Annotated in this window: 27 protein-coding genes; 14 read left to right on the top strand and 13 right to left on the bottom strand. The window is 58.3% G+C overall.

The genetic code is table 11. From position 1 onward, the window contains the following. The 5 genes from ACXAH3_RS01260 to ACXAH3_RS01240 all read right to left on the bottom strand — a co-directional run bounded on the left by ACXAH3_RS01260 (position 1) and on the right by ACXAH3_RS01240 (position 5,411). Positions 1-1,734: a KpsE/RkpR family capsule polysaccharide export protein gene (locus tag ACXAH3_RS01260; RefSeq protein WP_474860250.1), complete on the bottom strand. Its 1,734-nt coding sequence runs from the start codon at positions 1,732-1,734 to the stop codon at positions 1-3. Next, the gene (locus ACXAH3_RS01255; RefSeq protein ID WP_474860249.1) at positions 1,712-2,371 is read right to left on the bottom strand and encodes an ABC transporter ATP-binding protein; all 660 of its coding nucleotides are present in this window, start codon (positions 2,369-2,371) and stop codon (positions 1,712-1,714) included. Before ACXAH3_RS01255 ends, ACXAH3_RS01260 begins: the two co-directional genes overlap by 23 nt. 208 nt (positions 2,372-2,579) lie before the next feature. Next, a complete protein-coding gene (locus ACXAH3_RS01250) occupies positions 2,580-3,878 on the bottom strand; it encodes a Na+/H+ antiporter NhaA (protein ID WP_474860248.1) in 1,299 nt (432 codons plus the stop codon). A 161-nt stretch (positions 3,879-4,039) separates the two neighbouring features. Continuing rightward, a complete protein-coding gene (locus ACXAH3_RS01245; protein WP_474860247.1) occupies positions 4,040-5,077 on the bottom strand; it encodes a permease in 1,038 nt (345 codons plus the stop codon). Beyond that, positions 5,070-5,411: an ArsR/SmtB family transcription factor gene (locus tag ACXAH3_RS01240; protein ID WP_474860246.1), complete on the bottom strand. Its 342-nt coding sequence runs from the start codon at positions 5,409-5,411 to the stop codon at positions 5,070-5,072. Before ACXAH3_RS01240 ends, ACXAH3_RS01245 begins: the two co-directional genes overlap by 8 nt. 96 nt (positions 5,412-5,507) lie before the next feature. Here ACXAH3_RS01240 and ACXAH3_RS01235 point away from each other — a divergent pair, with 96 nt between their 5' ends. Both ACXAH3_RS01235 and ACXAH3_RS01230 read left to right on the top strand, forming a co-directional pair. Continuing rightward, complete coding sequence (locus tag ACXAH3_RS01235; protein WP_474860245.1) at positions 5,508-6,095, top strand: uracil-DNA glycosylase family protein; 588 nt, start codon at positions 5,508-5,510, stop codon at positions 6,093-6,095. Between the two features lie 12 nt (positions 6,096-6,107). Further along, positions 6,108-6,896 (top strand): SseB family protein, encoded by a 789-nt coding sequence (locus tag ACXAH3_RS01230; RefSeq protein ID WP_474860244.1) that lies wholly within the window; start codon positions 6,108-6,110, stop codon positions 6,894-6,896. 259 nt (positions 6,897-7,155) lie between these two features. Here ACXAH3_RS01230 and ACXAH3_RS01225 read toward each other — a convergent pair whose 3' ends face one another. Next, positions 7,156-7,398 (bottom strand): accessory factor UbiK family protein, encoded by a 243-nt coding sequence (locus tag ACXAH3_RS01225; protein WP_133487168.1) that lies wholly within the window; start codon positions 7,396-7,398, stop codon positions 7,156-7,158. 94 nt (positions 7,399-7,492) lie between these two features. Here ACXAH3_RS01225 and lgt point away from each other — a divergent pair, with 94 nt between their 5' ends. From lgt to pgeF, 3 genes are read left to right on the top strand one after another with little or no spacing between them, the layout of a single operon-like run. Next, the gene (lgt, locus tag ACXAH3_RS01220) at positions 7,493-8,389 is read left to right on the top strand and encodes a prolipoprotein diacylglyceryl transferase (protein ID WP_474860243.1); all 897 of its coding nucleotides are present in this window, start codon (positions 7,493-7,495) and stop codon (positions 8,387-8,389) included. Beyond that, complete coding sequence (locus ACXAH3_RS01215; protein WP_474860242.1) at positions 8,386-9,474, top strand: class I SAM-dependent methyltransferase; 1,089 nt, start codon at positions 8,386-8,388, stop codon at positions 9,472-9,474. Before lgt ends, ACXAH3_RS01215 begins: the two co-directional genes overlap by 4 nt. Further along, positions 9,471-10,229 carry a peptidoglycan editing factor PgeF gene (gene pgeF, locus ACXAH3_RS01210; protein ID WP_474860241.1) on the top strand — a complete coding sequence of 253 codons (759 nt, stop codon included), beginning with the start codon at positions 9,471-9,473 and terminating at the stop codon, positions 10,227-10,229. Before ACXAH3_RS01215 ends, pgeF begins: the two co-directional genes overlap by 4 nt. Before the next feature lie 65 nt (positions 10,230-10,294). Here the strand turns inward: pgeF and ACXAH3_RS01205 are convergent, their stop codons facing one another. Beyond that, a complete protein-coding gene (locus ACXAH3_RS01205; protein WP_474860240.1) occupies positions 10,295-10,795 on the bottom strand; it encodes an Lrp/AsnC family transcriptional regulator in 501 nt (166 codons plus the stop codon). Positions 10,796-11,050: 255 nt separating this feature from the next. Between ACXAH3_RS01205 and trxB the strand changes: the two genes are divergently transcribed. The 3 genes from trxB (at position 11,051) to ACXAH3_RS01190 (ending at position 14,585) form a co-directional block, all read left to right on the top strand. Then, entirely contained in the window at positions 11,051-11,992 is a 942-nt protein-coding gene (gene trxB, locus ACXAH3_RS01200) for a thioredoxin-disulfide reductase (RefSeq protein ID WP_474860239.1), read from the top strand. Between the two features lie 5 nt (positions 11,993-11,997). Then, complete coding sequence (locus tag ACXAH3_RS01195; protein ID WP_474860238.1) at positions 11,998-12,336, top strand: ribonuclease E inhibitor RraB; 339 nt, start codon at positions 11,998-12,000, stop codon at positions 12,334-12,336. Between the two features lie 173 nt (positions 12,337-12,509). Next, a complete protein-coding gene (locus ACXAH3_RS01190; protein WP_474860237.1) occupies positions 12,510-14,585 on the top strand; it encodes a bifunctional sulfate adenylyltransferase/adenylylsulfate kinase in 2,076 nt (691 codons plus the stop codon). 61 nt (positions 14,586-14,646) lie between these two features. Here ACXAH3_RS01190 and ACXAH3_RS01185 read toward each other — a convergent pair whose 3' ends face one another. Beyond that, positions 14,647-15,753: an endonuclease/exonuclease/phosphatase family protein gene (locus ACXAH3_RS01185; RefSeq protein WP_474860236.1), complete on the bottom strand. Its 1,107-nt coding sequence runs from the start codon at positions 15,751-15,753 to the stop codon at positions 14,647-14,649. A 90-nt stretch (positions 15,754-15,843) separates the two neighbouring features. Beyond that, positions 15,844-16,257 carry an Hsp20 family protein gene (locus tag ACXAH3_RS01180; protein ID WP_474860235.1) on the bottom strand — a complete coding sequence of 138 codons (414 nt, stop codon included), beginning with the start codon at positions 16,255-16,257 and terminating at the stop codon, positions 15,844-15,846. 160 nt (positions 16,258-16,417) lie between these two features. On the opposite strand from ACXAH3_RS01180, the gene ACXAH3_RS01175 reads away from it, so the two are divergent. The 4 genes from ACXAH3_RS01175 (at position 16,418) to ACXAH3_RS01160 (ending at position 19,216) form a co-directional block, all read left to right on the top strand. Then, on the top strand, positions 16,418-16,636 hold the full coding sequence (locus tag ACXAH3_RS01175) for a YdcH family protein (protein WP_474860234.1): 219 nt from the start codon (positions 16,418-16,420) through the stop codon (positions 16,634-16,636). 76 nt (positions 16,637-16,712) lie between these two features. Then, positions 16,713-17,201 (top strand): 5-(carboxyamino)imidazole ribonucleotide mutase, encoded by a 489-nt coding sequence (purE, locus tag ACXAH3_RS01170; protein WP_247089805.1) that lies wholly within the window; start codon positions 16,713-16,715, stop codon positions 17,199-17,201. Next, positions 17,194-18,270 (top strand): 5-(carboxyamino)imidazole ribonucleotide synthase, encoded by a 1,077-nt coding sequence (locus ACXAH3_RS01165; RefSeq protein WP_474860233.1) that lies wholly within the window; start codon positions 17,194-17,196, stop codon positions 18,268-18,270. Before purE ends, ACXAH3_RS01165 begins: the two co-directional genes overlap by 8 nt. A 229-nt stretch (positions 18,271-18,499) precedes the next feature. Further along, positions 18,500-19,216, top strand: a complete 717-nt coding sequence (locus ACXAH3_RS01160) for an outer membrane protein (RefSeq protein WP_474860232.1) — start codon at positions 18,500-18,502, stop codon at positions 19,214-19,216. 31 nt (positions 19,217-19,247) lie between these two features. Here the strand turns inward: ACXAH3_RS01160 and ACXAH3_RS01155 are convergent, their stop codons facing one another. The 4 genes from ACXAH3_RS01155 to ACXAH3_RS01140 all read right to left on the bottom strand — a co-directional run bounded on the left by ACXAH3_RS01155 (position 19,248) and on the right by ACXAH3_RS01140 (position 22,651). Continuing rightward, positions 19,248-19,733, bottom strand: coding sequence for a DUF2937 family protein (locus ACXAH3_RS01155; protein ID WP_474860231.1), 486 nt, complete (start codon positions 19,731-19,733; stop codon positions 19,248-19,250). Between the two features lie 88 nt (positions 19,734-19,821). Beyond that, positions 19,822-20,886 (bottom strand): SMI1/KNR4 family protein, encoded by a 1,065-nt coding sequence (locus ACXAH3_RS01150; protein ID WP_474860230.1) that lies wholly within the window; start codon positions 20,884-20,886, stop codon positions 19,822-19,824. 59 nt (positions 20,887-20,945) lie between these two features. After that, positions 20,946-22,298 carry a proline--tRNA ligase gene (gene proS, locus ACXAH3_RS01145; RefSeq protein WP_474860229.1) on the bottom strand — a complete coding sequence of 451 codons (1,353 nt, stop codon included), beginning with the start codon at positions 22,296-22,298 and terminating at the stop codon, positions 20,946-20,948. A 161-nt stretch (positions 22,299-22,459) separates the two neighbouring features. Beyond that, the gene (locus ACXAH3_RS01140; RefSeq protein WP_474860228.1) at positions 22,460-22,651 is read right to left on the bottom strand and encodes a hypothetical protein; all 192 of its coding nucleotides are present in this window, start codon (positions 22,649-22,651) and stop codon (positions 22,460-22,462) included. Positions 22,652-22,830: 179 nt separating this feature from the next. Between ACXAH3_RS01140 and ACXAH3_RS01135 the strand changes: the two genes are divergently transcribed. Together ACXAH3_RS01135 and ACXAH3_RS01130 are read left to right on the top strand one after the other, a co-directional pair. After that, positions 22,831-23,919, top strand: coding sequence for an AI-2E family transporter (locus ACXAH3_RS01135; protein ID WP_474860227.1), 1,089 nt, complete (start codon positions 22,831-22,833; stop codon positions 23,917-23,919). Next, positions 23,919-24,602: an HdaA/DnaA family protein gene (locus tag ACXAH3_RS01130; protein ID WP_474860226.1), complete on the top strand. Its 684-nt coding sequence runs from the start codon at positions 23,919-23,921 to the stop codon at positions 24,600-24,602. The genes ACXAH3_RS01135 and ACXAH3_RS01130 overlap by 1 nt, the downstream gene beginning before the upstream one ends. The last annotated feature ends 19 nt before the right edge of the window (positions 24,603-24,621 follow it).

Below are 24,621 nucleotides of genomic sequence, written 5' to 3'. Positions count from 1 at the left end.
TCAGGACGAGATCTGTTCGCGCAGGATCGACGCGGTCAGAGACAACATCAGATAAATGCCCGAGAAGATCAGGAAGGCCAGCAGCGTGTTTTCAAACGCTCGGGGATATGTCGGGCGGTCCGGCGCGACAGGGCTGACATTGGTCGACAGATATCGGGTCTGCTTGTTGGCCTCGATCCGCGCGACTTCAAGCTGTTGCAGGGCTTGCTGCATCAACAGCGTCCGCGTTTCGAGGTTGATCTGTGCAATCCGCAACTGACCGCTGATCGATGCCAGAGACCCGTTTTCACCAGCCGTATCCGTCAGCTTTCCGCGCAATTCAGCGATCAATGCTTCAAGCCGGGCAATGTCACCCCGAACACCATCGACACGCGCTTGGTTCGGGCTTGTGTTGTCCAACAGCTGCTCAAGCCGCAGGCGATTGTCCTGCAATTGCAGCTCGTATGTGGTGATCTGAGACATAAGCGACGACGCATCCGAAGTCGCGTCAAACACGCCCATATCCTCTTGCAATTGCAACACCCGGTCTTGCGCGGCCAGCATTTCAAGCTCGGCCTCTTCATAGCTATCCAAAGCGCCTTGCATCTGATCTTCGCGCTTGCGTTGGGTCAGGTTATCCACCCGTTCTTCGGCATATTCGATCAGTGATTTCGAGTATTGTTCGCTGACCTCGGGCGAGGCTGCGATCACCTCCATCTTGATGATGCCTTCGGTCGGGTCGAACCCGATTTTCACCCGCTTGCGATAGGTTTTATAGGCCGCTTCGTTGCTGGCATCTGGGTCAAGCCGCTGCACCACGTCAATCGCGGGATCACTGAAATGATCCTTGAAACCAACGTCGCTGTCCAACCGCAACATCGCCTCGCGCGAGCTTAGATAGCCCTGCACGCCGATGCTGTCCTGGCTCGATGCAAGGCCCGTCCCAGCAAACAGCCCAGCCGCACCGCCACCGCTGGTCCCATCGGCCTGCTGGATGACAAACTCGGATTTCGTCGCATACATCGGGGTTGCGACGTTGAAATAGTAGTAACCTGCCACGATGGTCGGCAGCACCACGAAAAAGACCAGCCGCAAAAGCAGCATCCGCAGGTTGCGGCGGCGGCGGCGGGCGATGTCCTGCTGGATATCGATAACCGAGCGGGCACGTTGTGCCGCGTCGAGCACCCCCGGCGCAGGAACGCCCGGCTGCGTAGCGGTCTGAGGCAGATTGGTGGCTTGGTGATTGCCCCCACCTTCACCCTCAACCAGCTCAAGCATATTGGCGCGTTTGAAAGGATCAATTCCTGCTTGCCTCAGCCGAAAGACAGCCTCGTGATCATCATCTGCATGCACGCCGTGTTTATGCGCAACGCGACGCGCCATACGCAACTGCCGGCCTGTCAGCCCTTCCTTGCGGACTTTGTCGATCTCGGCAGCCAGATCGGCTTCGGACAGTTGCGCGTTGCGCTGAACTTCAACCCTTGCCTTGCCTCCCATCGGAGGCAGGCCGTCCTCTGGCCCATCAGCAGCCATCTGTTCCAGTGGGTTTGCGGTGTCTGCCCGCGCGCCTGCCTTCTGATCAGCGCCCTGATCGGACTGACCTTCAATAATGCTGGCCACTGCCTGTTCGGTCGGATCAGCTGATCCAGCAGGATTATCCTGCGATGCCTCATGCGCCTCGGAATGCTCGGACGGAGCAGCAGAACCCGAGCCGCGGGGAATTCGGTAACGATTAGCCTTGGGTTTGGTAGTCATAGAGCTGCTTAGCCTCTTCCAAAGTCTCGAACTGGTAAAACTGGCCGTTGGTCAGGACGGCGGCCGAGTTGCACAATTTTTCCAACGTTTTAGCCTGATGAGACACCACAACCACCGTGGCGTCTTTCAGGCGATCTTGCAATACCGCACCGGCCCTTCGATTAAACTCGGCATCTGTGGTTGTGGGCATACCTTCGTCGATCAGATAGATATCAAAATCCATCGCCAAAAGCAGCGAAAAGGTGAACCTTCCCCGCATCCCCGCACTGTAGGTCGCCACCGGGAAATCATAGTACTCTTCTAGATTGCACATCCATCGGGTAAAGGCTTCAAGGTAATCCGGGTCCAGCCCATAAAGACGCGCGATATGGCGGGCATTGTCGCGGGCCGACAACTTGTTCACCACACCACCCATGAACCCCAATGGAAACGAGATACGACAACCGCGCACGATCTCGCCCTCATCAGGTTTTTCAATCCCGGCCATCATGTTGATCACCGTGGTCTTACCTGTTCCGTTCGGTGCCAGAATGCCAAGCGAATTGCCAAGCTCAACCCGGAACGACGCCCGGTCCAATATGACCTTGCGCTGTTTTCCGGTCCAAAAGGACTTGCTGACATTTCTAAATTCGAGCATCCGCGCCCTTCACTTCAGGTTGCCATCTTCTGTTCTAGGCAAACTTTCTTAACTTTGCGCTATAGACGGCTAATTCGGCTAAAATATGTCTGATCGCGCCAATTTTCCAGCGCACAAAGCCGTGAAAAAAGGGGAAAGCGCCAGAAGAACTGACGCTTTCCTTGGGTCTTGAGTTCTCTGCCAAGTGGCAGATGAATTGGGTTCGGGCTTAGCCGTGCTGCTTTTCCACCCGCAGAACCTTGCCTGCGATGAAGGACAGGGCCACAGCCCCAAAGCTGAACAGCGCACCCATTTTGGCAGCGTCCTGAACCGGCCCCGCAGGGAAGGCAACCGAGGCCACAAACAGCGACACGGTAAAGCCGATGGCGGCCACGAAGCCGATCACGATCAGGTCAACCAACCGCATTCCTGCCGGAAGGCCCAGCCGCATTGGGCCCACGGCGATCCATCCCATGATGAAGACCCCAATAGGCTTGCCGATGATCAGGCCCGCCAGCACCAGCCATGTGGCCTCGCCGATGGCGCCAAACTCGACGCCCGCATTCAGAAGGCCGAAGAAGAACAGTACGAAATCGACCGGTATAGCCAGCGAATGCTCCATCTGGTTCAACGTGTCAGTCAGGTACTTCTCGGCCTCCGAGAAGATGCCGAAGGCGCGGTCAGCATGCGGAATCGCGGGGATCACCGGAAGCAGGCCCAGCGCCGGGTGAATACCCGCCTGCGCAAAGCCATACCAGCTGACGCAGCCCGCAATAGCATACGGAATCCAACCCAGTTTCTTACGCACAAAGGTCGAGTGGCGACGCAATTGATCGCCGCGGTCCTTGCGGCGCGGCAGCCAGTTGAACAACACGAATGCGATCACGGACGCCGCGACAGACAAAAGCAGCCATTCCGGCGCAAGCTCGCCCGACGGATAGAAAATCGCCAGAATGATCAGGCCCGCCGCGTCATCGGCAATGGCCAGCAGCAGCAGGAAGCGCACCGCCGGATGGCCCGCGCCGAACACAAGGCGGCCGACCAGATAGCTGAACGCAATGTCGGTTGCGGTCGGGATCGCCCAGCCACGCGCAACCGCATCAAAGGTGCTGGAACCAAGGAAATAAGCGATGCCCAGATAGACAGCGATGGGGCCAAGCATACCGCCTGCGGTCGCAACCAAAGGCGTCGCTGCCTTCTTGCCGCGCAGGCTGCCGTTCTTCAGGATCACAGCCTCCCACACCTCTTTCCCGGCGATGGCAAAGAATAGAGCCATCAACATGTCGTTGATCAGATAATGGAATGTCAGAACCTTCTCGACGTCGCCATACTCGAAATACTCGGCCCCATGGCCATAAGCCTTTTCCCAGTACCCGATGTCGATACCGATCCAGCCGTTAAACCAAAGAGGATACTCGACAAAATGGTGATACGAGTGGGGATCCGTATTTGCCCAAATCAATGCAATCAAAGCACCACTAATCAGCAAAATCGAATAAGTGGTAACGAAATTCCACACACGATACATGGCAATCCCCCTCTGGTCCTGTACTTTTAAACAGGTCGCATCCCAGCGTTTAAGCCGGGACGCGACCAAGTCTTGTTCTAATTTGAGATAGTCTAATCAGCGTCAAACAACAACAGGAGGTGGGCGAATCTTTGCTTAGCTACTGACCTCGGCTGTCACGTTCACGCGATGGCGCTCCAGCCGATCCCGGCAAAAACGGCGCCAACCACAGCGATGCCTAGATAGGCCCCAAAGACCCGTGGCTTCACCAGCGCCCAGACAGCGATAGCTGCGGGGATACAGCTGACACCACCTGCGATGACAAAGGACATAGCGGCACCGTTGGACATGCCTTGCTCAAGCAGGGCTGCCACCATCGGAACAGCGGCATAGCCGTTCAGATATGCAGGAGCACCAACAATGGCCCCCAGCAGGATTGGACCAATTCCGGTCCCTCCCAGAACCTGAGCCACAAGTTCAGCGGGGATATAGCGCAGCATCAGCGCCTCGATCATATAGGCAAGAAGCAACCATTTCCCAAGGAACAGCGCGTTCTCGACAGCGGCTGTCTTGAAGGTCTCGCGACGATGTGCCTCGGTCCAGAATTTCCAGTTCACATCACCCGAGTAAACGTCTGCGCCCGACCCGCAAGAAGAGCTGCAGCACGACTTAATCGGAGAGTTCTTGAGCGGATCTGCGAACACAGCAGATGTGGCAAAGGTCTTGACGATAAGGCCGCCAAGCAATCCGATCCCGACCGCAGAAACCAGCTTTGCGATGGCAAAACCCGTACCCAATGTACCCACCGTGATGGCAAACATAGCAGGATCCATAAGCGGCGAGGACAGCCAAAACGCCATCACCGCCGACAATGGTGCACCCACAGCCAAAAGCGCTGCGATGAAGGGGATAACTTCGCACGAACAGAGAGGCGACAAACCGCCCGCCAGCGCGGCCACAATGATCATTCGTGTCTCACGCCCTTCAAACGCCCGGGCCAACAGGTTTTCAGCTCCGGTGGATTTCAAGAACGCCACGGCAAAGATCGCGAACAGAATGAACGGTGCCGTATGCCCAAGCGCAGTCAAAGCAAAGCGCAGCATCGGCATCACTTCGGCCGGGTCCAAAACCGCTAGGATGATCGGCACCAATAGGACAAACACCCAAGCCCAATCCGGTTTGAAACGGCGCGGCGGTTGGGGTTGCGTTGTATCAGCCATGATCGTGGCCCTCTCCTTCGGCGCAATCTGCGCAGCATTCCGACAAAAGATAATCCGACAACGCGCGCATCACGTCATATTCCGCAGCCGCGCAAATGATCGAGCGGCCGTGCTTTTCCTGTGTGACCAAGCCTGCAGCGGCAAGGATTTTCATGTGATGGGTCAGGGTTGACCCAGTGACACCGCAGCGTGCACCCAGCGCTCCGATGGTTAGCCCTTCGGGGCCGGCCCGCACCAAGGTACGCAGGACCGACAGGCGATGTTCCGACCCTAGGGCCGCAAATTGCGAGGCAAAGACGTCGACGTCTTTGGCAGAGGGAGATTCGTGTTTCATATTTCTAGAAATATCGAAACATAATCGTGGCGCAAGTATTATTTCGATAAAGCTAGAAATATTGAATTCTCGTCCATCGCTGCATAGGCTGCACCCATGACCGACCTAAAGGCCCAAATCACATCCTGCACACGTTGCGCCGAGAAATTCGCACAGACAGAAACCGCACATGCCCCCCGCCCTGTGGTCTGGTTCGAACCCAGCACACGGATCAGGATCATTGGTCAGGCTCCGGGCATGCGGGTGCATAAATCGGGTGTGCCGTTTGACGACCCGTCAGGCGACCGACTACGGCAGTGGATGGGCGTGGATCGCGACAGTTTCTATGACACCTCCCGCATCGCCATCACCCCGATGGCCTTCTGCTTTCCGGGTTATGATGCCAATGGATCTGACCTGCCGCCCCCCAAGATCTGCGCCGACACTTGGGCCGATCACGTGGATCAAACCTTGGGCGACATCCCCCTAACCCTGCTGGTCGGAGGATACGCCCAAACCCGCCACCTTGGGCGCGGCAAAGGCGTCACCGCCACCGTAGCCTGTTGGCGCGCCCATGCGCCACGGCTCTTCCCCTTGCCTCATCCGTCTTGGCGCAATACGGGTTGGCTGAAGAAAAACCCGTGGTTCGAGGCCGAGCTTCTGCCCGAATTGCAAAAGCAGGTCGCCCTTGCGCTGACCTCATAGCCGGAGATTGCCATGAGCGAACCCACGCAACTGGACCATGCCCACGCCGCCATGCAGGCCGACCTGAATGACGACGCGGCACGACTGCGATTTTACGAACGTCTGGCAGATCGCGAACTGTTCCTGCTTTTAGCCACGGAACCGCAGGGCGACGACATCGAACCCGAACTGTTCGAACTTGAGACCGATAAATACGTACTGGTCTTCGACCGCGAGGATCGGCTGGCCGAATTCGTTGGCAAGCCCGCCCCCTATGCCGCCCTGCCCGGCCGCGTGATCGCGGGGATGCTGTCGGGTGAAGGCATTGGACTGGGTGTCAATCTTGGCGTCGCGCCGTCCTCGATCCTGATCCCAGCCGAAGCGATGGACTGGCTGGCCCAGACGCTTTCCAGTGCCCCTGACGAAGTAGAAGCACAGATCACCGAGATCCTGCCCCCTTCGGCCCCTGAAATCCTGCTCAGCGCGCTGGCAGACAAGCTGGGCTCTACCGGCGGGCTGGCGCAATATGCTTGCCTTGCAGGTGTTGGCCACGCAGATGGACGCCGCGGGCATCTTCTGGGCTTCATCAACCCCGCCGAGGGTGCCGAACGCGCGCTGGCCGGGGCCGCAAACGAAGCGCTCACTTTCTCGGGCATTGATGTGGGCGAGTTGGACGTGGGCTTCTTCACTGACTCCGATGAAATCGCGCAGAAACTAACCGCTATCGGCCTGCGCTTTGACCTGCCTGAACCCAAAGCTCCTGAACAACTCGCCCCCGTCGCCCCCGGATCAAACCCGGACAAGCCTCCTATCCTGAAATAGGTCCCGACTTTTTCTTGTCAAAATATCCCCGCCGGAGGCATGAAATCTCAAACACTCCGGTCCAAAAACAAAAGGAAGGGCGCAGTTGCCCGCACCCTTCCCTGAACCAGAAACGCCCCCGGCCAAGCCGTGTTTCCAGATTCGTACATCAACAAATAGTGGGTAAAAATGGCAATCTGATGTCACAAGCGCGTGACATCAACTCTGCCATTTGAAGCTGACTGGCGCGCATCGACCACTCGACGCACGCGGCCTTAGATCACTTTTTCGCTTCCAGCGCGTCCAAACGGGCCTTCAGTGCCTCGTTTTCTTCGCGGGCCTTCTGAGCCATCGCACGCACGGCATCAAACTCCTCACGCGTGACGAAATCGCGATCGGCCAACCAGCGATCCATCCAGCTTTTCATCGCAGTTTCCGCTTCATCCTTCGCGCCCTGCGCCACGCCCATGGCGTTGGTCATCAGCTGGGAAATGTCGTCAAAAACCTTGTTGCGCGTCTGCATCTGCTTCTCCTCGCTTGAGCTGATCCCTATATGGGGCTTTGCACGGGCAGAGACAAGGTTGACTTGCCCTGAAGAAGAGGTTCAACAACGACGCATGTTTATGGCCATCCCCTTTCCCAGTATCGGGCCCGAGATCTTTTCGATCGAGCTGGGCAGCTTCACTTTCGCCCTGCGTTGGTACGCAATGGGCTATCTGGTGGGCATCGCCATCGGTTGGTGGATCATCGCCCGCGCCTTGACCCGTCCGACGCTTTGGCGGGGGGAACCTCCGATGACCAAGGCGCAGTTGGAAGACTTGGCAACATGGATCATCATCGGCATCATCGCCGGGGGGCGTCTGGGCTTCGTCGCGTTCTATCAACCCGAATACTATCTGGCGAACCCGCTGGACATCCCCAAGATTTGGGAGGGCGGCATGTCCTTCCATGGCGGGTTCCTTGGCGTGATTGTCGCCGTGTGGCTGTTTAGCCGCCGCAAAGGGCTGCCGACCGCGTCCATCGCCGACCTTCTGGCCATCGCCGCCCCCATCGGCATCGGCCTTGTGCGGGTGACAAACTTCATCAATGCCGAGCTTTGGGGCCGCCCGACCACCGCGCCTTGGGGGGTGATCTTCCCCGGCGAATACGCCCAGCACTGCCCCGGATGGGACGCCGCCCTTGGTGCCTGCGCCCGACACCCCAGCCAACTTTACGAAGCGGTTCTAGAAGGGGCTGTCTTGGCCATCGCGCTTCTTTATCTGTCCTACCGCCGCGGCTGGCTGAAAACGCCGGGCCGCCTGACTGGTCTTTTCTTCCTTGGTTACGGTCTGTCGCGTTTCGTGGTTGAGTTCTTCCGTCAGGCCGACGCGCAGTTCATCACACCTGACAACCCGTGGGGCCATGTGATCCGTCTGGGTGATATAGGCATCACAATGGGCCAGACGCTTACTCTGCCGATGATCGTTATCGGCATCGCCACGATGATTTGGGCCAGCCGACGGGCGCCGGAATGAACACTCTAGAAAAGCAACTTATTAATCGCATTTCAAAAGCTGGGCCGATTTCGGTGGCGGACTATATGGCCGAATGCCTGCTGCATCCTGAGCACGGGTACTACGCAACCCGCGACCCCTTCGGCGCAAAAGGCGATTTCACCACTGCGCCCGAAATCAGCCAGATGTTCGGCGAAATGCTTGGACTTGCGTTGGCACAGGCGTGGCTGGATCAGGGCGCACCCACGCCGTTCACGCTAGCCGAACTTGGTCCGGGCCGCGGCACCTTGATGGCCGACATCCTACGCGCGACAAAGGGCGTGCCGGGGTTCCATGCCGCCGCCAATGTGCATCTGGTTGAGGCCTCGCCCGTCCTGCGCGCCAATCAAATCGAACGCCTCGCGCCCACCCCGGTCACCCACCACGACAGCATCGGCAGCCTGCCTGACGCGCCGCTGTTCCTTGTCGCAAACGAGTTCTTCGACGCGCTCCCCATCCGCCAATACCAACGTGACGGCGACGGTTGGCGAGAATGCCAAGTGGGGCTTGAAGGCGACCGGCTCGCCTTCGGCCTGACCGCCCCCCTGCCCGTCCCCGCGCTGGATCACCGCCTTGCTGCCACGCACGACGGGGATGTGGTCGAGATTTGCGCCCCGGCCCAAGGGGTCATGTCAAAGCTGGCTGGCTTTATCGACACGCACGGAGGTGCCGCGCTGATCATTGACTATGGCGACTGGCGGTCTATCGGAGACACGTTTCAGGCGCTGAAAGATCACACTCCTGTATCGCCGCTGGTCTCCCCAGGCGAGGCTGACCTGACCGCCCATGTCGATTTCGAAGCGCTGGCCCGCGCAGCTGCACCCTTGATCCCACATCAAATGACCCCGCAAGGCGTGTATCTGGAGCGTCTGGGCATCACAGCACGCGCGCAAGCCCTTGCCGCAAAGCTCAGCGGCGACGCGCTGGACAGCCACATCGCAGCACACCGACGCTTGACGCACCCAGATGAAATGGGGACGCTCTTCAAAGTGCTGGGACTGACTCGCGCCGATGCGCCCGATCTGCCCGGCCTGCACCGCAACACACACACGGGCACAACCGGATGACGCTTGAGATCCTAACCTCTGACGCCCTTGGCCAGACCCGGCATGGGTTCTTCACCCGCAAGGGCGGCGCGTCCTCGGGCGTTTATGCGGGACTGAATTGCGGAAGTGGCAGCAAGGATCAGGCCGAGCTGGTGCAGATCAACAAGGACCGCGTGGCGCAGGCGCTGGACGTTGCCCCCAACCATCTGTGCGGCGTCTTTCAGGTGCACTCGCCAAATGTCGTTGTCGTGGACGGCCCGATCGCTGGCGACAAGCCTCATGCGGACGCGGTTGTGACGGCCACGCCGGGGCTTGCCCTGTCGATCTTGACTGCGGACTGCCAACCGGTTCTGTTCGCCGACCCCGACGCAGGCGTGATTGGCGCGGCCCATGCGGGCTGGAAAGGCGCAATCGGCGGTGTCTTGGAAACCACACTGGACGCAATGGAAGGCCTTGGGGCAACCCGCGCGAATGTTACCGCTGTGATTGGCCCGACCATAAGCCACGCAGCCTATGAGGTCGGTCCCGAATTCCGCGAAGAGTTCACCGGGCATGACAGCAGCTATGACCGCTTCTTTACGGATGGCGACGGCGACCGCTCGTTGTTCGACCTACCCGCATTTGGTCTGCACCGGCTAAAGGCTGCCGGGGTCAAACATGCGGAATGGACGGGGCATTGTACTTACTCTGATCCGGAGCGTTTCTATTCATATCGCCGTACATGTCACCAGAACGAGCCCGATTATGGGCGGCTGATTTCAGCGATCCGGTTGTAACGCGCAAAACAAAAATGCCGCCAACAATGCGAGCGGCATTCGACGTTTCAACAGGCCCGAAACCCTTACGGCGTATCTTCCATCCGCGCTTCCAGCACGTCAAACGGCACACCCGGCTCGTCCTTCGCCCCGCGTATGACTAGCGATGTTTTAACTGAAGCCACGTTTTCCGCCGAGGTCAGTTGCTCGGTCAGGAAGCTTTGGAAAGTGGACAGATCGGGCGCCACGCATTTCAGGACAAAGTCCACTTCGCCATTCAGCATGTGGCATTCGCGGACCAGCGGCCAGTCGCGGCATTGTTCCTCGAACGCGGAAAGGTCGCTTTCGGCTTGGCTGACCAGTCCGACCATCGCGAAAACCTGCACTTCAAAACCCAGCGCGCGGGCATCCACATCGGCGTGATAGCCGCGGATCAACCCGTGTTCCTCTAAAGTGCGCACACGCCGCAAACAAGGCGGCGCGGAAATTCCGACGCGTTTGGCCAGTTCCACGTTCGTCATACGACCGTCGGCCTGAAGTTCGGCCAGAATCATACGGTCGATGGGGTCAAGTTTGCTTGCGGACATTAGGTTGCCTTCTGATGAGCCTCCGGTGACGCGCCAATGGGGCGGCTTCCGATCGGAAATTGCGCAGAGATTACATCTGCATGACGCATTGCGCAACAATCTTTCGCACCCGCGCAACATCATTTCTTGAGGGCACCCACCAAAGGCATCCTCACGGGGCGGTGAGATCGTCAGGTACAGGCTGGTTCGGGCCTTTTAATACAAGTCCGGCTCGCTTATATGCGACACGAAACAAGATTGCTCAAGGAATTATCCATGTCCGAGACTCGCCACACCAAAGTTCTGATCATCGGCTCCGGCCCCGCTGGATATACGGCTGGCGTCTATGCGTCGCGCGCGTTGCTGGACCCGATCCTTGTGCAAGGGATCGAGCCGGGCGGCCAGCTGACCACCACGACCGAGGTCGAGAACTATCCCAGCTTCATCGACATCCAAGGCCCTGAGCTTATGATGAAGATGGAAGAGCACGCCCGCGCAATGGGAACCGAGGTGATCGGCGACATCATCGTGGATCTGGACATCTCGAAACGCCCCTTCACCGCAAAGGGTGACAGCGGCACGACCTATACAGCGGACGCCGTCATTCTGGCCACCGGTGCGCGCGCCAAGTGGCTGGGGCTGGACAGTGAAGAGAAGTTCAAGGGTTTCGGCGTCTCGGCCTGTGCAACCTGTGACGGCTTCTTCTATCGCGGCGACGAAATCGTTGTGGTGGGCGGCGGCAACACTGCCGTTGAAGAGGCGCTGTTCCTGACCAAGTTCGCTTCAAAAGTCACGCTGATCCACCGCCGCGACGAACTGCGCGCCGAAAAGATCCTGATCGAGCGCTTGATGAAGAACGAAAAGATCGAACCCCTGTGGGATCACACGCTGGAGGAGGTCGTGGGCGACGAAAACCCGCTTGGCGTCACTGGCGTGCGCGCCAAACACGTCAAAACCGGCGAGATCACCGAGATCCCAGCCAAAGGCGTTTTCATCGCCATCGGCCACGCTCCTGCAAACGAGCTGGTCAAGGACACGTTGGAAACCCACATGGGCGGCTATGTCGTGACGAAGCCGGACTCTACCGCCACATCCGTGCCGGGCGTTTTCGCCGCAGGCGATCTGACGGATCACAAATACCGCCAAGCCGTGACCTCGGCCGGGATGGGCTGCATGGCAGCGTTGGAAGCTGAGCATTTCTTGGCTGAACAGGACTAACCCCTGTGGCGCATGATTTCGCCCGCCAGAGAGCGGAAACTGACGCGGTGCTTGGCGATCTTGTCGCCAAGCACAAACTGCCTGATCTGGCGGATGTGGATTACTTCTTTGTGCCCAATTCCGAACAGCCCAATTGGCAGACGCTCGACAGCGCCCTGACCAAGGAAGGCTTCCTGTGCGAGATTTACGCCGCAGAAGGCGCCCCGGACAGCCAGGCCTATCTAATGGCCACCTTGCCCGATCAACCTATCACCGTAACGGGCATCTGGATCGGCGAAGAGGCCGCAACACGGATCGCGCTTGAACACGGGTTTGTCCCCGATGGCTGGGGGCTTGCGGGCTAATCCATCCGCATGTTCGCTATTCTGCCGCGGACCGCTTTCCCAGAACACTGTTCCCCAATCTCCACAGTCCTGGCGACATTCCCCGTATATAAGAAATCGTCAAAAAAACTTCTTTGCCCAGCGGCCATTTCATGCAATGCGTTCACGCGTGAACACACTTTGAGTCGCAAGACATGTCGTCAACCGAGACAAAACCCAGCCCCGAGGAAGAGGATCAGCTTTTCCGCCTTCTGCGCCAATTGGATACGGCGCCCGAAGCCTCGCAGCGTGCGACCGCTTCGGCCATCGGGATTTCACTGGGTCGATTGAACGCCCTGTTGCGCGCCGCGGTCGATGCCGGGCTGATCACAATCAGCCAACGGGGTGGACCGGACAAACGCCAGCGGTTTGCTTATTCGCTGACCGCGCGCGGGGCGTCCGAAAAGGTGCGGCTCACAGACATATTTTTGAACCGCAAGCTTGCAGAATATGACGCATTGCACGCGGAACTAACCGGTACAACCAGCGGCCTGGTTCCGCTTAAACACAGGACCAATCTTATGGAACACAATCTTGCTCCGATCCCGGAACTCTACGTTAGCCATGAAAGCGCGCAGAAGCTGAAAGTGGACGCGGCTGATCTGACCAGCCATGATCTGACCCCGCGCCAGATCTGCGACCTTGAGCTTCTGATGAATGGTGGCTTCAACCCGCTGAAAGGCTTCCTGAGCGAGGAAGACTATAACGGCGTTGTGGAAAACATGCGTCTGGCTGATGGGTCGCTGTGGCCGATGCCGATCACGCTGGACGTGTCGGAAGATTTCGCCCAGTCGATCGAGCTGGGGCAGGACATTGCCCTGCGCGACCAAGAGGGCGTCATTCTGGCGACCATGACCGTCACCGACCGTTGGGAGCCGAACAAGGCCCGCGAAGCCGAGAAGGTTTTCGGTGCGGATGACGACGCGCACCCGGCTGTGAACTATCTGCACAACCAAGCTGGCAAGATCTATCTGGGTGGTCCGGTTGTCGGCATCCAGCAGCCCGTCCACTATGACTTCCGCGCCCGTCGCGACACCCCGAACGAGTTGCGCGCCTATTTCCGCAAACTGGGCTGGCGCAAAATTGTAGCGTTTCAGACCCGTAACCCGCTGCACCGCGCGCACCAGGAACTGACCTTCCGCGCCGCGAAAGAAGCTCAGGCCAACCTGCTGATCCACCCGGTGGTTGGCATGACCAAACCGGGCGACGTGGACCACTTCACCCGCGTGCGTTGTTACGAGGCGGTGCTGGACAAATACCCGGCATCGACCACCACCATGTCGCTTCTAAACCTGGCAATGCGTATGGCTGGCCCGCGTGAAGCTGTTTGGCACGGCCTGATCCGCGCCAACCACGGCTGCACCCACTTCATCGTTGGTCGTGACCACGCCGGACCCGGCAAGAACTCGGCTGGCGAAGATTTCTACGGTCCCTATGACGCGCAAGAACTGTACCGCGCCAACCAGTCGGAAATCGGCTGCGAAATGGTTGACTTCAAGCACATGGTATACGTGCAGGAACGTGCCCAGTACGAACCCAATGACGAGATCAAGGACCGTGACAGCGTCACCATCCTGAACATCTCGGGCACTGAACTGCGTCGCCGTCTGGCCGAGGGCCTTGAGATCCCCGAATGGTTCTCGTTCCCTGAGGTGGTCAAAGAACTGCGCCGCACCAAACCGCCGCGCGCAAAGCAAGGCTTCACCGTGTTCTTCACCGGCTTCTCGGGCTCGGGCAAGTCGACCATCGCCAACGCGCTGATGGTGAAGCTGATGGAACAGGGCGGTCGCCCCGTGACGCTGCTGGACGGTGACATCGTGCGTAAGAACCTGTCGAGCGAGCTTGGCTTCTCGAAAGAGCACCGCGACCTGAACATCCGCCGCATCGGCTATGTCGCCTCGGAAATCACCAAGAACGGTGGTATCGCAATCTGTGCGCCCATCGCGCCTTATGCGACCACCCGTCGTGCAGTGCGCGAAGACATTGAAGCCTTCGGTGCTTTCGTGGAAGTGCACGTCGCCACCTCGATCGAGGAATGCGAGCGACGTGACCGCAAGGGCCTGTATAAACTGGCCCGCGAAGGCAAGATCAAAGAGTTCACCGGCATCTCGGACCCCTATGACGTGCCCGTAAACCCGGAACTGTCGGTCGAGACTGAAAACGTCGATGTCGACAACTGCGCCCACCAGGTTCTGTTGAAACTGGAAAGCATGGGTCTGGTGAAAGCCTGATCGCTTTGAAATCCAAGGAAAAGCCCGGCCAATGTGCCGGGCTTTTTTGTTGGGTCTATTGTTAACTGCTCATCCCGTCAGGCATCGGGTTCCAGTCGAAATAGGCTTTGACGATCCCGTGGTCTGACGCGCCCAGCTCTTCTTCAAAGTCTTCGCGGTTCAGGTGATCATTGATCACCTCCATCTCGCGGAAGGACCACAGGCGTTTGCGCGAGTGGTCATAGAACTCCTCGCTGACCAGAATGTGGTCGAGGCTCTCGCGTTTATGTTTATAGACATGGGTGTAATAGACGTGTCGCATCGAGCGGTATTGTTGCAGGCGCTCGACGGAATAGAGCCCCTTATCTGATGTCAGCCCCGCGCGGCTTTTCTGTACCACGCGATAGGTGGGCTGGTCCGAGATCAGTTCGTTCGTCACGGACATGGTGTCGTCGTTCAGATCACCCATCACGATGGTGGGTGAGATGTCATTTTCGTCCTCGGACTTCATCCAGCCGTCTAACAGCACCCGCAGCGCGCCGGCTTCCATCACGCGGCGCATATGGGCCAGTGTGGATTTCGCGTGCTTGGCGTGGTGTTGCAGGATGATCGGTTGCGGTTGGGCAAACGACACGCGCGCCGGACCCTTTGACTTCAGATGCGCCACGACGACGGTGACCTCTGGCGGGGTCGGGTTGTCCCCTTCCGGCTGGACTTTGGCGATCAAAAGCGGGCGCGAGAACTTGTTTATGGTGATGGTGATCTCTTCCTCGGCGCCCGCGGTTTCGCGCACCTTGTCGAAGCGGAACTGCGGCGGGAAATCCGCGTGCCAACCGCCTTGTGCCAGTTGGGAATTGCCATGCCGATCTTTGCGCACCGCCAACGCAACCTGAGGCCGCCCCCGCCCCGGCGCATCGCGCGCGACAAGGTCATAATCGTTGGTCAACCCGGCCTCGGCAAAGCACTCGCGCAGGGCCAGAACGGACCACAATTCTTGGAAGGCGATGATCTCGGCATCGACTTCTTTCAACCGCGCGGCGGTCCACTTGATTTTGCGCAGATAGTAAGCGCGGCCCTCGGCATCATCTTCGATATGCGTTCGGTTGGAATAGGTGATCCCACCGGGGACTTGCAGATTGAAAAGATTGATCGTCGCAAAGCTTAGATCACGCATATTCGCACGAGCCATGACAAATTCCTCCTAAAATCAACTTTTGGAAGAATACCATGATTCTGTGATGTTGCGTGACGGTGGGCCGATATCGCCTTAATATGGCCTTTAGGCTTTGTTGATTGTGATGGTCTGAACCACGGTTTCCGGCTCGGCCCGTTCAAGGTCGATATGCAGAAGGCCGTTCTCGGTCTTGGCGCCGACAACTTCGACCCCTTCGGCCAGCACGAAGCTTTTCATGAACTGGCGTCCGGCGATGCCACGATGCAGGAATATCCGGCCTTCGCCCGTGTCGCTTTGCGACCCGCGGATCACCAGTTTAGCGTTCTCGACCGTGATCGAAAGATCTTCATCGGCAAAACCGGCCACAGCCAGCGTGATGCGATAGGCCCGGTCCGACACCTGTTCGATATTAAACGGGGGATAGCCGTCCTTGCCGGATTTCGCGGCCTGTTCGACCATGCGTTCGAGTTGCTCAAAGCCCAACAGGAAGGGATGCGTTCCCAAGCTTACTTTTGTCATCGACACGTCCTTGAAGAAGCGACACGTTACAGATGGCCCCCGCAGGCGACCACATCTTGAATATGGGTGTGCCGACAATCGGTTGCAAGGCGGCTTTTACTTGGAGATTGGCCCCGGCTAGCGTTATGGTCGGGCGACCACTCACCAAAACGACTCGAAAATGAGCAATGCCAAAGAAATGAAGACCGACGACGTGCTCCGCGTAGAGCTCGAGGTCTTCCGCGCCGAACACCGGGATCTGGACGAAGCCATCCACGCGCTTGAGGAAAGTGGGCGGGCGGATCAGTTGCGCCTGCGTCGCCTAAAGAAGCAAAAGCTGGCCCTGAAGGACAAAATTGCCCGGATCGAGGATCAATTGACCCCGGATATCATCGCCTGACTGCAACGCAGCATTGCATCAAGGGGCGTGAAGCCTGTATGGAAACGCCAACTGACGCAAGAGATGCGAGGGACACATGACGGACGTGAAAGTCGGGATCATTATGGGCAGCCAATCGGACTGGCCCACGATGAAAGAAGCCGCCACTGTTTTGGACGAGCTGGGCATCGCTTACGAGACCAAGATCGTCTCGGCGCACCGCACGCCTGATCGTTTATGGGACTATGGCAAGACGGCTGCTGATCGCGGGTTGCATGTGATCATCGCGGGCGCAGGCGGGGCTGCACACCTGCCCGGCATGATGGCCTCGAAAACCCGTGTACCTGTTGTTGGTGTACCCGTGCAAACGCGTGCCCTGTCGGGTGTCGACAGCCTGTATTCCATTGTTCAGATGCCCAAGGGCTTTCCAGTCGCCACCATGGCGATTGGCGCAGCAGGGGCAGCAAATGCAGGTCTGATGGCGGCGGGCATTCTGGCCGTATCGGACGCAGATCTTGCAACCCGGCTGGACGCGTGGCGCGACGCGCTGTCGGCCTCGATCCCGGATGAACCAAGCGATGACTGATATTCTGGAAACGGGTGCTACGATTGGTATTCTGGGCGGTGGCCAGCTGGGCCGAATGCTGTCGGTTGCGGCAAGCCGCTTGGGCTTCAAGACACATATCTTTGAACCGGGCGCGAACCCGCCTGCCGGTCAGGTGGCAGACCGCGTGACCACGGCGGGTTATGACGACATTACCGCGCTCGAGGCGTTTGCCGCTTCCGTCGATGTCATCACCTATGAGTTTGAAAACATTCCCACAACCGCGCTGGATGCGCTGGAAGCGCACAAGCCGATCCGTCCGGGACGCGAGGCGCTGCGCGTCAGCCAAGACCGTCTGACCGAAAAGGACTTCCTGTCCGGATTGGGTCTGAAGGTAGCGCCCTACGCGAATGTCGAAAGCGCCGAGGATATGGCCTCTGCAGTCACGCAGATCGGCACACCTTCGATCCTTAAAACCCGCCGCTTTGGTTACGACGGCAAAGGACAGGCACGGTTGAAGTCGGACGCAGATGCCGAGGCCGCATTGGCCGACATGCAAGGCGCCCCAGCTGTGCTGGAAGGTTTCGTGAACTTCAGCCACGAGGTCAGCGTGATCGCCGCGCGTGGAACAGGCGGCGACGTCGCCTGTTTTGACCCCGGTGAAAACGTCCACAAGGACGGCATTCTGGACACCACGACGGTGCCCGCTAACCTGACCGCCTCGCACCGGATGGACGCGGTGCTGCTGGCCGCCAACATCTTGAACGCGCTGGATTATGTGGGCGTAATGGGGGTCGAGCTGTTCGTCACGACTGAGGGTCTGATCGTGAACGAAATCGCTCCGCGTGTGCATAACTCGGGTCACTGGACCCAACAGGGCTGCACCATCGACCAGTTCGAACAGCACATTCGCGCCGTGGCAGGTTGGCCCTTGGGCGACGGGTCGCGCTATGCGGATGTGGTGATGGAGAACCTGATCGGCGATGACATGGACCGCGTCCCCGAGATTGCGCGCGAAGGCAATGCATCGCTGCACCTCTATGGCAAGGCCGAGGTCAAGCCCGGACGAAAAATGGGACATGTGAACCGCATCACGCCGCGTCAAAGCTAGAGATCTTGCGACATTTCAGAAGCGCCGCCCGCCAAATCTGTGCGGGCGGTTTTCATTTTTGCGACCTCCCCGCTGTGCAATCTTTGATATTTGTCTGCATTTGCAACGAAACACGCAGGCTACCATTCCCCTGCGTCATAGCGCGCATGGCAAAAAACAAGTTCCAAGCTTAAGGTTTCGCAGATAAACATGCGCCAACAAACTTCTACGATTGATCACGAGTGCTCCTATGATGAAACCTTCCAGCTTTCTAACCGCCGTTTCCGTTCTTTGCTTGCCTACGCTTGCAAATGCCGGATCGTTGAACGATCCGATCTCGGATGCTTACGTTGAGCCCGTCATGTACGAGGATCTGACCCCCTGGCAAGGCACCTATATCGGCGCGACAGTGGGCTATAATTTCGGTGGCGGCGACCGCATCGGCGTTGTGCCCAGCGCAGGCAGCGCTTTCAGCCTTGGCAACCTCGACCTTGAAGGATGGAACGGATCCCTGCGCGCAGGCTATCGCTGGCAGTTTGGCGATCTGGTCATGGGCAGCGAAATCGCCTTTGAAGGCGGTAATGTTGAAGATTCCTTTACCCGCGGATCTTATCAGGCCTCGACCAAACTGAACCACGCGCTGTCCCTTCGGATGAAAGCTGGGTCGGTTTTGCAGGTCTTTGATTCCTATGTCTATGGCATCATTGGGGTTACCCGCGCCGAGATTGACTATGCCATTACCGGGACTGGCGGAAACGGCCCCGTATCCTTTGACGAAACCTATGCGACCAACGGCTATATCCTTGGTGTAGGATTTGAGCGTCCGATCTCGGATCAATGGACGCTGACGGGCGAGTACGAGTACATGAATTTCGGCTCGGACCAGTTGACGGATGGATCTGGCAACACCACGAAAGCAACGCCACTGTTCCACACCATAAAACTGGGCTTGAACTACAACTTCTAAGCCACGTGGCGTTTGTCTGACCGGGCCGCCGCTAGGCCATCCTGCGGAAGGGGCGCATGAATGCGCCCAACAGCAGGGATACGATCAGCCAGCCCCCCACATAACCGATCCCAGCACAAAGAATACCATCGGCGGTCACCGGGATCGCCGGGCGGTATTCGTTCCATGTGCGCTGAACCAGATCCGTATCGCGGAAATGCCAAAGCTTTGTCAGGCGCATCAGGGGCTCGGTCCCCTTTAGCGCAGCATAGGACGCGTCCAGCCGATCATAGCGGTCAAAGTTGTCTTGCATCTGATCACGCAAATCGTTCTGGAAATCCGATCCGCCCATCTTTTCAAGCGCCTCGTCGCGGGAATAGCCCGCAGCGCTTGCGGTTAGATCAAAGCCCGCAGTGATCACCTTCAGCTCGGTTCGCGCACCGGACAGCCGCTGCATATATTGCTGCGAGAACTCGGGAAATTGGCTTAGCGCCACAGCGCCCGCAATCCCGCCTATCATAGCCAATGTTCGGAACATGTTTTCAGCCCTGCTCGTTTTTCCTCAGCTTCCCCGCCCCGGCTGCCGGGGTCAAGGGGAAGGATCCAGTGTCGCGTTTCACGGCGTCTTACTGCTCCCACCGGTAAAGGGTTGCGAAGAAGCTGTCAAAGTCGGGCCATGTGATCGCATAGCCAAGCCAATCTTCCTGGCTGTGGTCCCCAACCTTGTCAAAGTCCACGAAGCCCACACGGGGCTCGCCGCCGTCGCGATAGTCCAAAAATAGCGTCTCGCGATACCATTGCGCCAAAATGATCAAATATTTCCCACCTTTCGGGAACTGATCAAGGTCGTCTTCATAGGCATAGTCCAACACCGAGTCATGAACCGTCCGAACCATCTCGATCGGGTTCAGGTCGCTATAACCCGAGAACGGCATGGTATCTTCTTCAAAGGGATCTGCCGCGTCACCGGAAAAGACATCCTGAACGCTGCCCCCATTTTGAAGAAGATAGAGCTTGCGCAGCCCGTCGGGGAAACGCACGCCAAGCCGAGCCTCTTCCTGCGTCAATCGCTCTTCGGTCAAAAACGCATCGTCTTCGCGCAACGTTTTCTGGCGTGTGTCATCATAGAGGTGGTCGTAATGCGAATAGTGATGGCCCGAGAAGAAGTTCTCGGGCGTGATGACCACGGCGTCTTTAGGATCGTCAAGATCGGGCAGGTTCACCCCTATCTTCGCCATCTCGGCCTTTAGATCACCGAAGGTTTCGTCAACCGCGTCGTTCAAGCTCATCTTACCCCGCTCGGACCAGTTGACCACCAGCCCAGACAAGACGGTCGCACCGTAAAGGATTGCCACCATGCGCTGATCCCAAGCCTCGAACGGGGCGGCTGAATAGCCCCCGAAGATCGCGCCGACACCGCGTCCAATCAAAAACAGAACCGCGACCACCAAAAGCTGCGCGATCAGCCCCGAGGCAACAAACTTCACCAACCCCTTTCCCCGCAAACTGTCACCGAATGTGCGACGCTTTCCGAAATAGTCGGCCAGCACGAAAGCAGGGACCATCAGCGGCACCACCCAAAAAGAGCGCGCCAAATAACCGAGTGTCAGAGGGAAGCCCAATATGACCAGCGCCATCAGGGCGCGGGCAGGTAAGGACATGGTTTTCGCGGTGAATTTGAGTGCGGACATGCAATGGCTTCCTACGGAGACTCATAAAAAAAACCCCCGACCAAGCGGGGGCTTTAGACTTACAGACCGGTCACGCGGTGCGGCTCGTAGATCTGAATGATCTTGGCCACCGCTGCCTCGGGCGTCATTTCTTCGCTTTCGCCGGTGCGGCGGCTGGTCACTTCGACCACACCGTTTTTCAGGCCGCGCGGCCCCACAGTGATGCGCCACGGAAGACCGATCAGGTCCATGGTGGCGAACTTGCCGCCAGCACGTTCCTTGCGGTCGTCATATAGCGGTTCGAGCCCTGCATTGGTCAGCGCCTTGTAAAGCGCTTCACACGCATCATCGGCGGCCTCGTCCCCTTGTTTCAGGTTAACGATGCCACAGTGGAAAGGGGTCACGCCTTCGGGCCAGATGATGCCGTTGTCATCATGGCTGGCTTCGATGATCGCACCCAACAGACGGCTTACGCCGATCCCGTGCGATCCCATATGGACCGGCACTTGCTTCTGCTCGCTGTCGATCACCTTGGCGTTCATGGCCTCGGAATACTTGGTGCCGAAATAGAAGATCTGGCCGACCTCGATGCCACGAGCAACCCGGCGGCGATCTTCCGGAACCTCGTTGAAGATGGCCTCGTCATGGGTCTCGTCTGTACGCGCGTACTTCGAGGTGAACTCCTCTAACACGCCCTGACATTGCGCCACATCATCATAGTCAATCTCACGATCACCAAAGGTCAGATCCGTGACTGCGCTGTCATAGAAGACTTCGCTTTCTCCGGTTTCAGCCAGCACAAGGAACTCGTGTGTATAATCGCCACCAATCGGGCCACCGTCGGCACGCATCGGAATGGCTTGCAGGCCCATACGCTCATACGTGCGCAGATAGCTTACCAAATGGCGGTTATAGGCGTGCAGCGCGTCTTCCTTGGTCAGGTCGAAATTGTAGCCGTCCTTCATATAGAACTCGCGCCCCCGCATCACGCCGAAACGCGGGCGGATTTCATCGCGGAATTTCCACTGGATCTGATAAAGGGTCAGCGGCAGGTCCTTATAGCTCGACACGTTCGAGCGGAAGACGTCGGTTATGACCTCTTCATTGGTGGGACCATACAGCATGTCGCGACCGTGACGGTCTTCAATGCGCAGCATTTCTTCGCCGTAATCGTCATAGCGGCCGCTTTCGCGCCACAGATCGGCGGGCTGGATCGTTGCCATTTGCATCGGGATGTGACCCGCGCGGATCTGTTCCTCGTGCACGATGTTTTCGATCTTGCGCAGGACTTTGAAGCCCAGCGGCAGCCACGTATAAATCCCGGCGGCTTGCTGTTTGATCATACCGGCGCGCAGCATGTAACGGTGGCTGACGATCTGGGCGTCTGCCGGAGTTTCTTTCAAGACGGGAAGGAAATAGCGGGTCAGGCGCATCTCGGGTCCTTTGTGTCATAAGCTTTGTTTCGACTTATGACAAAGGAGGCGCGGGGGCAATCGGCTTGATGCACTCAGTTCGCCAGACAAGTCCCGGTCAGCGCAGTTTGTGGGCTGTTAGGGACGTTTCGGGTAACGACATGCGGGGGCAAGCCCTAGGATCAAATCGACCCGCCGACACTGATCGATATCTTGGTGTCGGAATGTGGCTTGGTTTCACCGTCTTTATAAACCACACCAAACCCGGTTTCACCCGATACGGTGACACCCGGCTGCTTCGGTTCGTACTGATGCCCCTCGCAGGCGGTAAGCAGCAGAGTCATGGCGATGGCTGCAAGCGCGGTTTTGGTCATGGGGCGTCCTTTCACGGTCTGACGACATCTATTTGACCCTGACCCGCTGGCAATGCGCAAGCGGAAACGAAAATCTGGCGCGATTTCCTGCCGATACACATTGCTCGATATCCCGCACTCCCCTTGAAAAGCCCGGTGGCTTGGGCGACATAAGGATAAGTTCATTTGCCGGAGCCCATATGCCGCTTCCCGTTCAGACTCAGGCCAAGTACTGGTCGATCGTCATTGCCATTTTGGCCCTTGCCTTGTGGTTTCTTGGCGATGTGATCATGCCCTTCATCCTTGGCGGCGCGATTGCCTATTTCTTGGATCCGGTGGCGGACCGACTGGAAAAGGCCGGTATGTCCCGTGTTCTGGCTACGGTGGTCATCTCGCTTATTGCGGTTTTGGTGGTGATCTTGGGCTTCCTTCTGGTTATCCCGACCCTTGTGTCGCAGGCTGTCGCGCTGGCCAATGCCGCCCCAGATCTTCTGCGCGAGCTTCAGGCGTTTTTAACCGAGACATTCCCGTCGCTGATGGACCAAAACTCGACCATGCGGCAGTCGCTGGAAAGCCTTGGGCAAACCATTCAGGAGCGCGGGGGCGAGCTGGTTGGAACGCTTCTGTCTTCTGCAATGAGCGTCATCAACATCGTCATCTTACTGGTGGTCACGCCGGTTGTGGCTTTCTATCTGCTGCTGGATTGGGACCATATGGTTGAACGGGTCGACAGCCTGCTGCCATTGGATCACCGCCCCGCCATTCGCCAAATCGCCGGTGACATCGACCGCACCTTGGCCAGCTTCATTCGCGGTCAGGGCTCGGTCTGTATCGTGCTGGGGACCTATTACGCCGTGGCCCTGATGCTGGTGGGTCTGAACTTCGGCCTTGTGGTGGGCTTCATCGCTGGTCTGATCACCTTCATCCCCTATGTCGGCGCGCTGGTCGGCGGAGCGCTGGCCATCGGGCTTGGGCTGTTCCAATTCTGGGGTGAATGGTGGAGCCTTGGCGCCGTCGCTGTGATCTTCGTTTTGGGCCAATTTTTCGAAGGCAATATTCTGACACCGAAACTGGTGGGGAGTTCGGTCGGGCTGCACCCGGTTTGGCTGATGTTCGCGCTTTCGGTGTTTGGCTCGCTCTTCGGTTTCGTTGGGATGCTGGTCGCCGTCCCGGTTGCCGCCGTTATCGGCGTTGTGACGCGCTTCTTCCTTGCCAAATACCAGACTGGACGACTTTACCAAGGCGTTGCCGGGCAACAGGCAGTGCTGGACGAGGACGTAGCAGACTAATGCCTGAACAACTGACTTTTGACCTGCCCGCGCATCCTGCGCAGGGGCTGGATGATTTTCTTGTAACGCCTTCGAATGCCAACGCCATGGCGACGATTGAGGGCTGGCAGAACTGGCCCAATCGCAAGCTGGTTCTGGCCGGGGACGAGGGCACTGGAAAGACCCACCTGACCCATGTTTGGGCAGGCCTGTCAGGGGCGAAGATCATAGCCGCAAACGCCCTGCCCGACATGCAGATCGAAGCTTTGGCAGGCCAATCCGTTGCCCTTGAAGACGCTGATCAGATCGCTGGGAATACCGATGCCGAGAACGCTCTTTTTCACCTGCACAATCTGGTGCTGGCCGAAGGTGGCGCGCTTCTGATCACCGCACGTTCTGCCCCGTCGCGTTGGGGGCTGACCCTACCCGACCTACGCAGCCGGATGGAGGGCACGACTCTGACCCGTCTGGATCCGCCCGACGACATGCTATTGTCTGCCGTGTTGGTCAAACTGTTCCACGACCGCCAGATCGCCGTGCCTGCCAACCTTATCGACTATCTGCTGCCGCGGATGGAACGCTCGCTCGCGGAAGCCGCGCGTCTGGTATCGGTCCTCGATCAAGCCGCGCTATCGGAAGGCCGTGCCCTGACCCGCACGCTGGCATCACGCGTTCTGGACAAATCCCCTGAAAACAGGGCATAACGTCACCTTCCCGTCACAC

Source organism: Aliiroseovarius sp. ABM4_368 (assembly GCF_056161205.1).
The sequence above is the reverse complement of the archived record's forward strand: the minus strand, read 5'-3'. Positions and strand labels throughout refer to the sequence as shown.

Excerpts from the sequence above, each read along its gene's own strand:
- pgeF (WP_474860241.1), top strand. The coding sequence starts at position 9,471 with ATGACGCTTGAGATCCTAACCTCTGACGCCCTTGGCCAGACCCGGCAT.
- proS (WP_474860229.1), bottom strand. The coding sequence starts at position 22,298 with ATGCGCCTGACCCGCTATTTCCTTCCCGTCTTGAAAGAAACTCCGGCA.
- ACXAH3_RS01155 (WP_474860231.1), bottom strand. The coding sequence starts at position 19,733 with ATGTTCCGAACATTGGCTATGATAGGCGGGATTGCGGGCGCTGTGGCG.
- purE (WP_247089805.1), top strand. The coding sequence starts at position 16,713 with ATGACGGACGTGAAAGTCGGGATCATTATGGGCAGCCAATCGGACTGG.
- ACXAH3_RS01240 (WP_474860246.1), bottom strand. The coding sequence starts at position 5,411 with ATGAAACACGAATCTCCCTCTGCCAAAGACGTCGACGTCTTTGCCTCG.
- ACXAH3_RS01255 (WP_474860249.1), bottom strand. The coding sequence starts at position 2,371 with ATGCTCGAATTTAGAAATGTCAGCAAGTCCTTTTGGACCGGAAAACAG.
- ACXAH3_RS01150 (WP_474860230.1), bottom strand. The coding sequence starts at position 20,886 with ATGTCCGCACTCAAATTCACCGCGAAAACCATGTCCTTACCTGCCCGC.
- ACXAH3_RS01250 (WP_474860248.1), bottom strand. The coding sequence starts at position 3,878 with ATGTATCGTGTGTGGAATTTCGTTACCACTTATTCGATTTTGCTGATT.
- ACXAH3_RS01180 (WP_474860235.1), bottom strand. The coding sequence starts at position 16,257 with ATGACAAAAGTAAGCTTGGGAACGCATCCCTTCCTGTTGGGCTTTGAG.
- ACXAH3_RS01260 (WP_474860250.1), bottom strand. The coding sequence starts at position 1,734 with ATGACTACCAAACCCAAGGCTAATCGTTACCGAATTCCCCGCGGCTCG.
- ACXAH3_RS01235 (WP_474860245.1), top strand. The coding sequence starts at position 5,508 with ATGACCGACCTAAAGGCCCAAATCACATCCTGCACACGTTGCGCCGAG.
- trxB (WP_474860239.1), top strand. The coding sequence starts at position 11,051 with ATGTCCGAGACTCGCCACACCAAAGTTCTGATCATCGGCTCCGGCCCC.
- ACXAH3_RS01130 (WP_474860226.1), top strand. The coding sequence starts at position 23,919 with ATGCCTGAACAACTGACTTTTGACCTGCCCGCGCATCCTGCGCAGGGG.
- ACXAH3_RS01135 (WP_474860227.1), top strand. The coding sequence starts at position 22,831 with ATGCCGCTTCCCGTTCAGACTCAGGCCAAGTACTGGTCGATCGTCATT.
- ACXAH3_RS01225 (WP_133487168.1), bottom strand. The coding sequence starts at position 7,398 with ATGCAGACGCGCAACAAGGTTTTTGACGACATTTCCCAGCTGATGACC.
- ACXAH3_RS01140 (WP_474860228.1), bottom strand. The coding sequence starts at position 22,651 with ATGACCAAAACCGCGCTTGCAGCCATCGCCATGACTCTGCTGCTTACC.
- ACXAH3_RS01160 (WP_474860232.1), top strand. The coding sequence starts at position 18,500 with ATGATGAAACCTTCCAGCTTTCTAACCGCCGTTTCCGTTCTTTGCTTG.
- ACXAH3_RS01165 (WP_474860233.1), top strand. The coding sequence starts at position 17,194 with ATGACTGATATTCTGGAAACGGGTGCTACGATTGGTATTCTGGGCGGT.
- ACXAH3_RS01205 (WP_474860240.1), bottom strand. The coding sequence starts at position 10,795 with ATGTCCGCAAGCAAACTTGACCCCATCGACCGTATGATTCTGGCCGAA.
- ACXAH3_RS01245 (WP_474860247.1), bottom strand. The coding sequence starts at position 5,077 with ATGGCTGATACAACGCAACCCCAACCGCCGCGCCGTTTCAAACCGGAT.
- lgt (WP_474860243.1), top strand. The coding sequence starts at position 7,493 with ATGTTTATGGCCATCCCCTTTCCCAGTATCGGGCCCGAGATCTTTTCG.
- ACXAH3_RS01185 (WP_474860236.1), bottom strand. The coding sequence starts at position 15,753 with ATGGCTCGTGCGAATATGCGTGATCTAAGCTTTGCGACGATCAATCTT.
- ACXAH3_RS01175 (WP_474860234.1), top strand. The coding sequence starts at position 16,418 with ATGAGCAATGCCAAAGAAATGAAGACCGACGACGTGCTCCGCGTAGAG.
- ACXAH3_RS01230 (WP_474860244.1), top strand. The coding sequence starts at position 6,108 with ATGAGCGAACCCACGCAACTGGACCATGCCCACGCCGCCATGCAGGCC.
- ACXAH3_RS01190 (WP_474860237.1), top strand. The coding sequence starts at position 12,510 with ATGTCGTCAACCGAGACAAAACCCAGCCCCGAGGAAGAGGATCAGCTT.
- ACXAH3_RS01215 (WP_474860242.1), top strand. The coding sequence starts at position 8,386 with ATGAACACTCTAGAAAAGCAACTTATTAATCGCATTTCAAAAGCTGGG.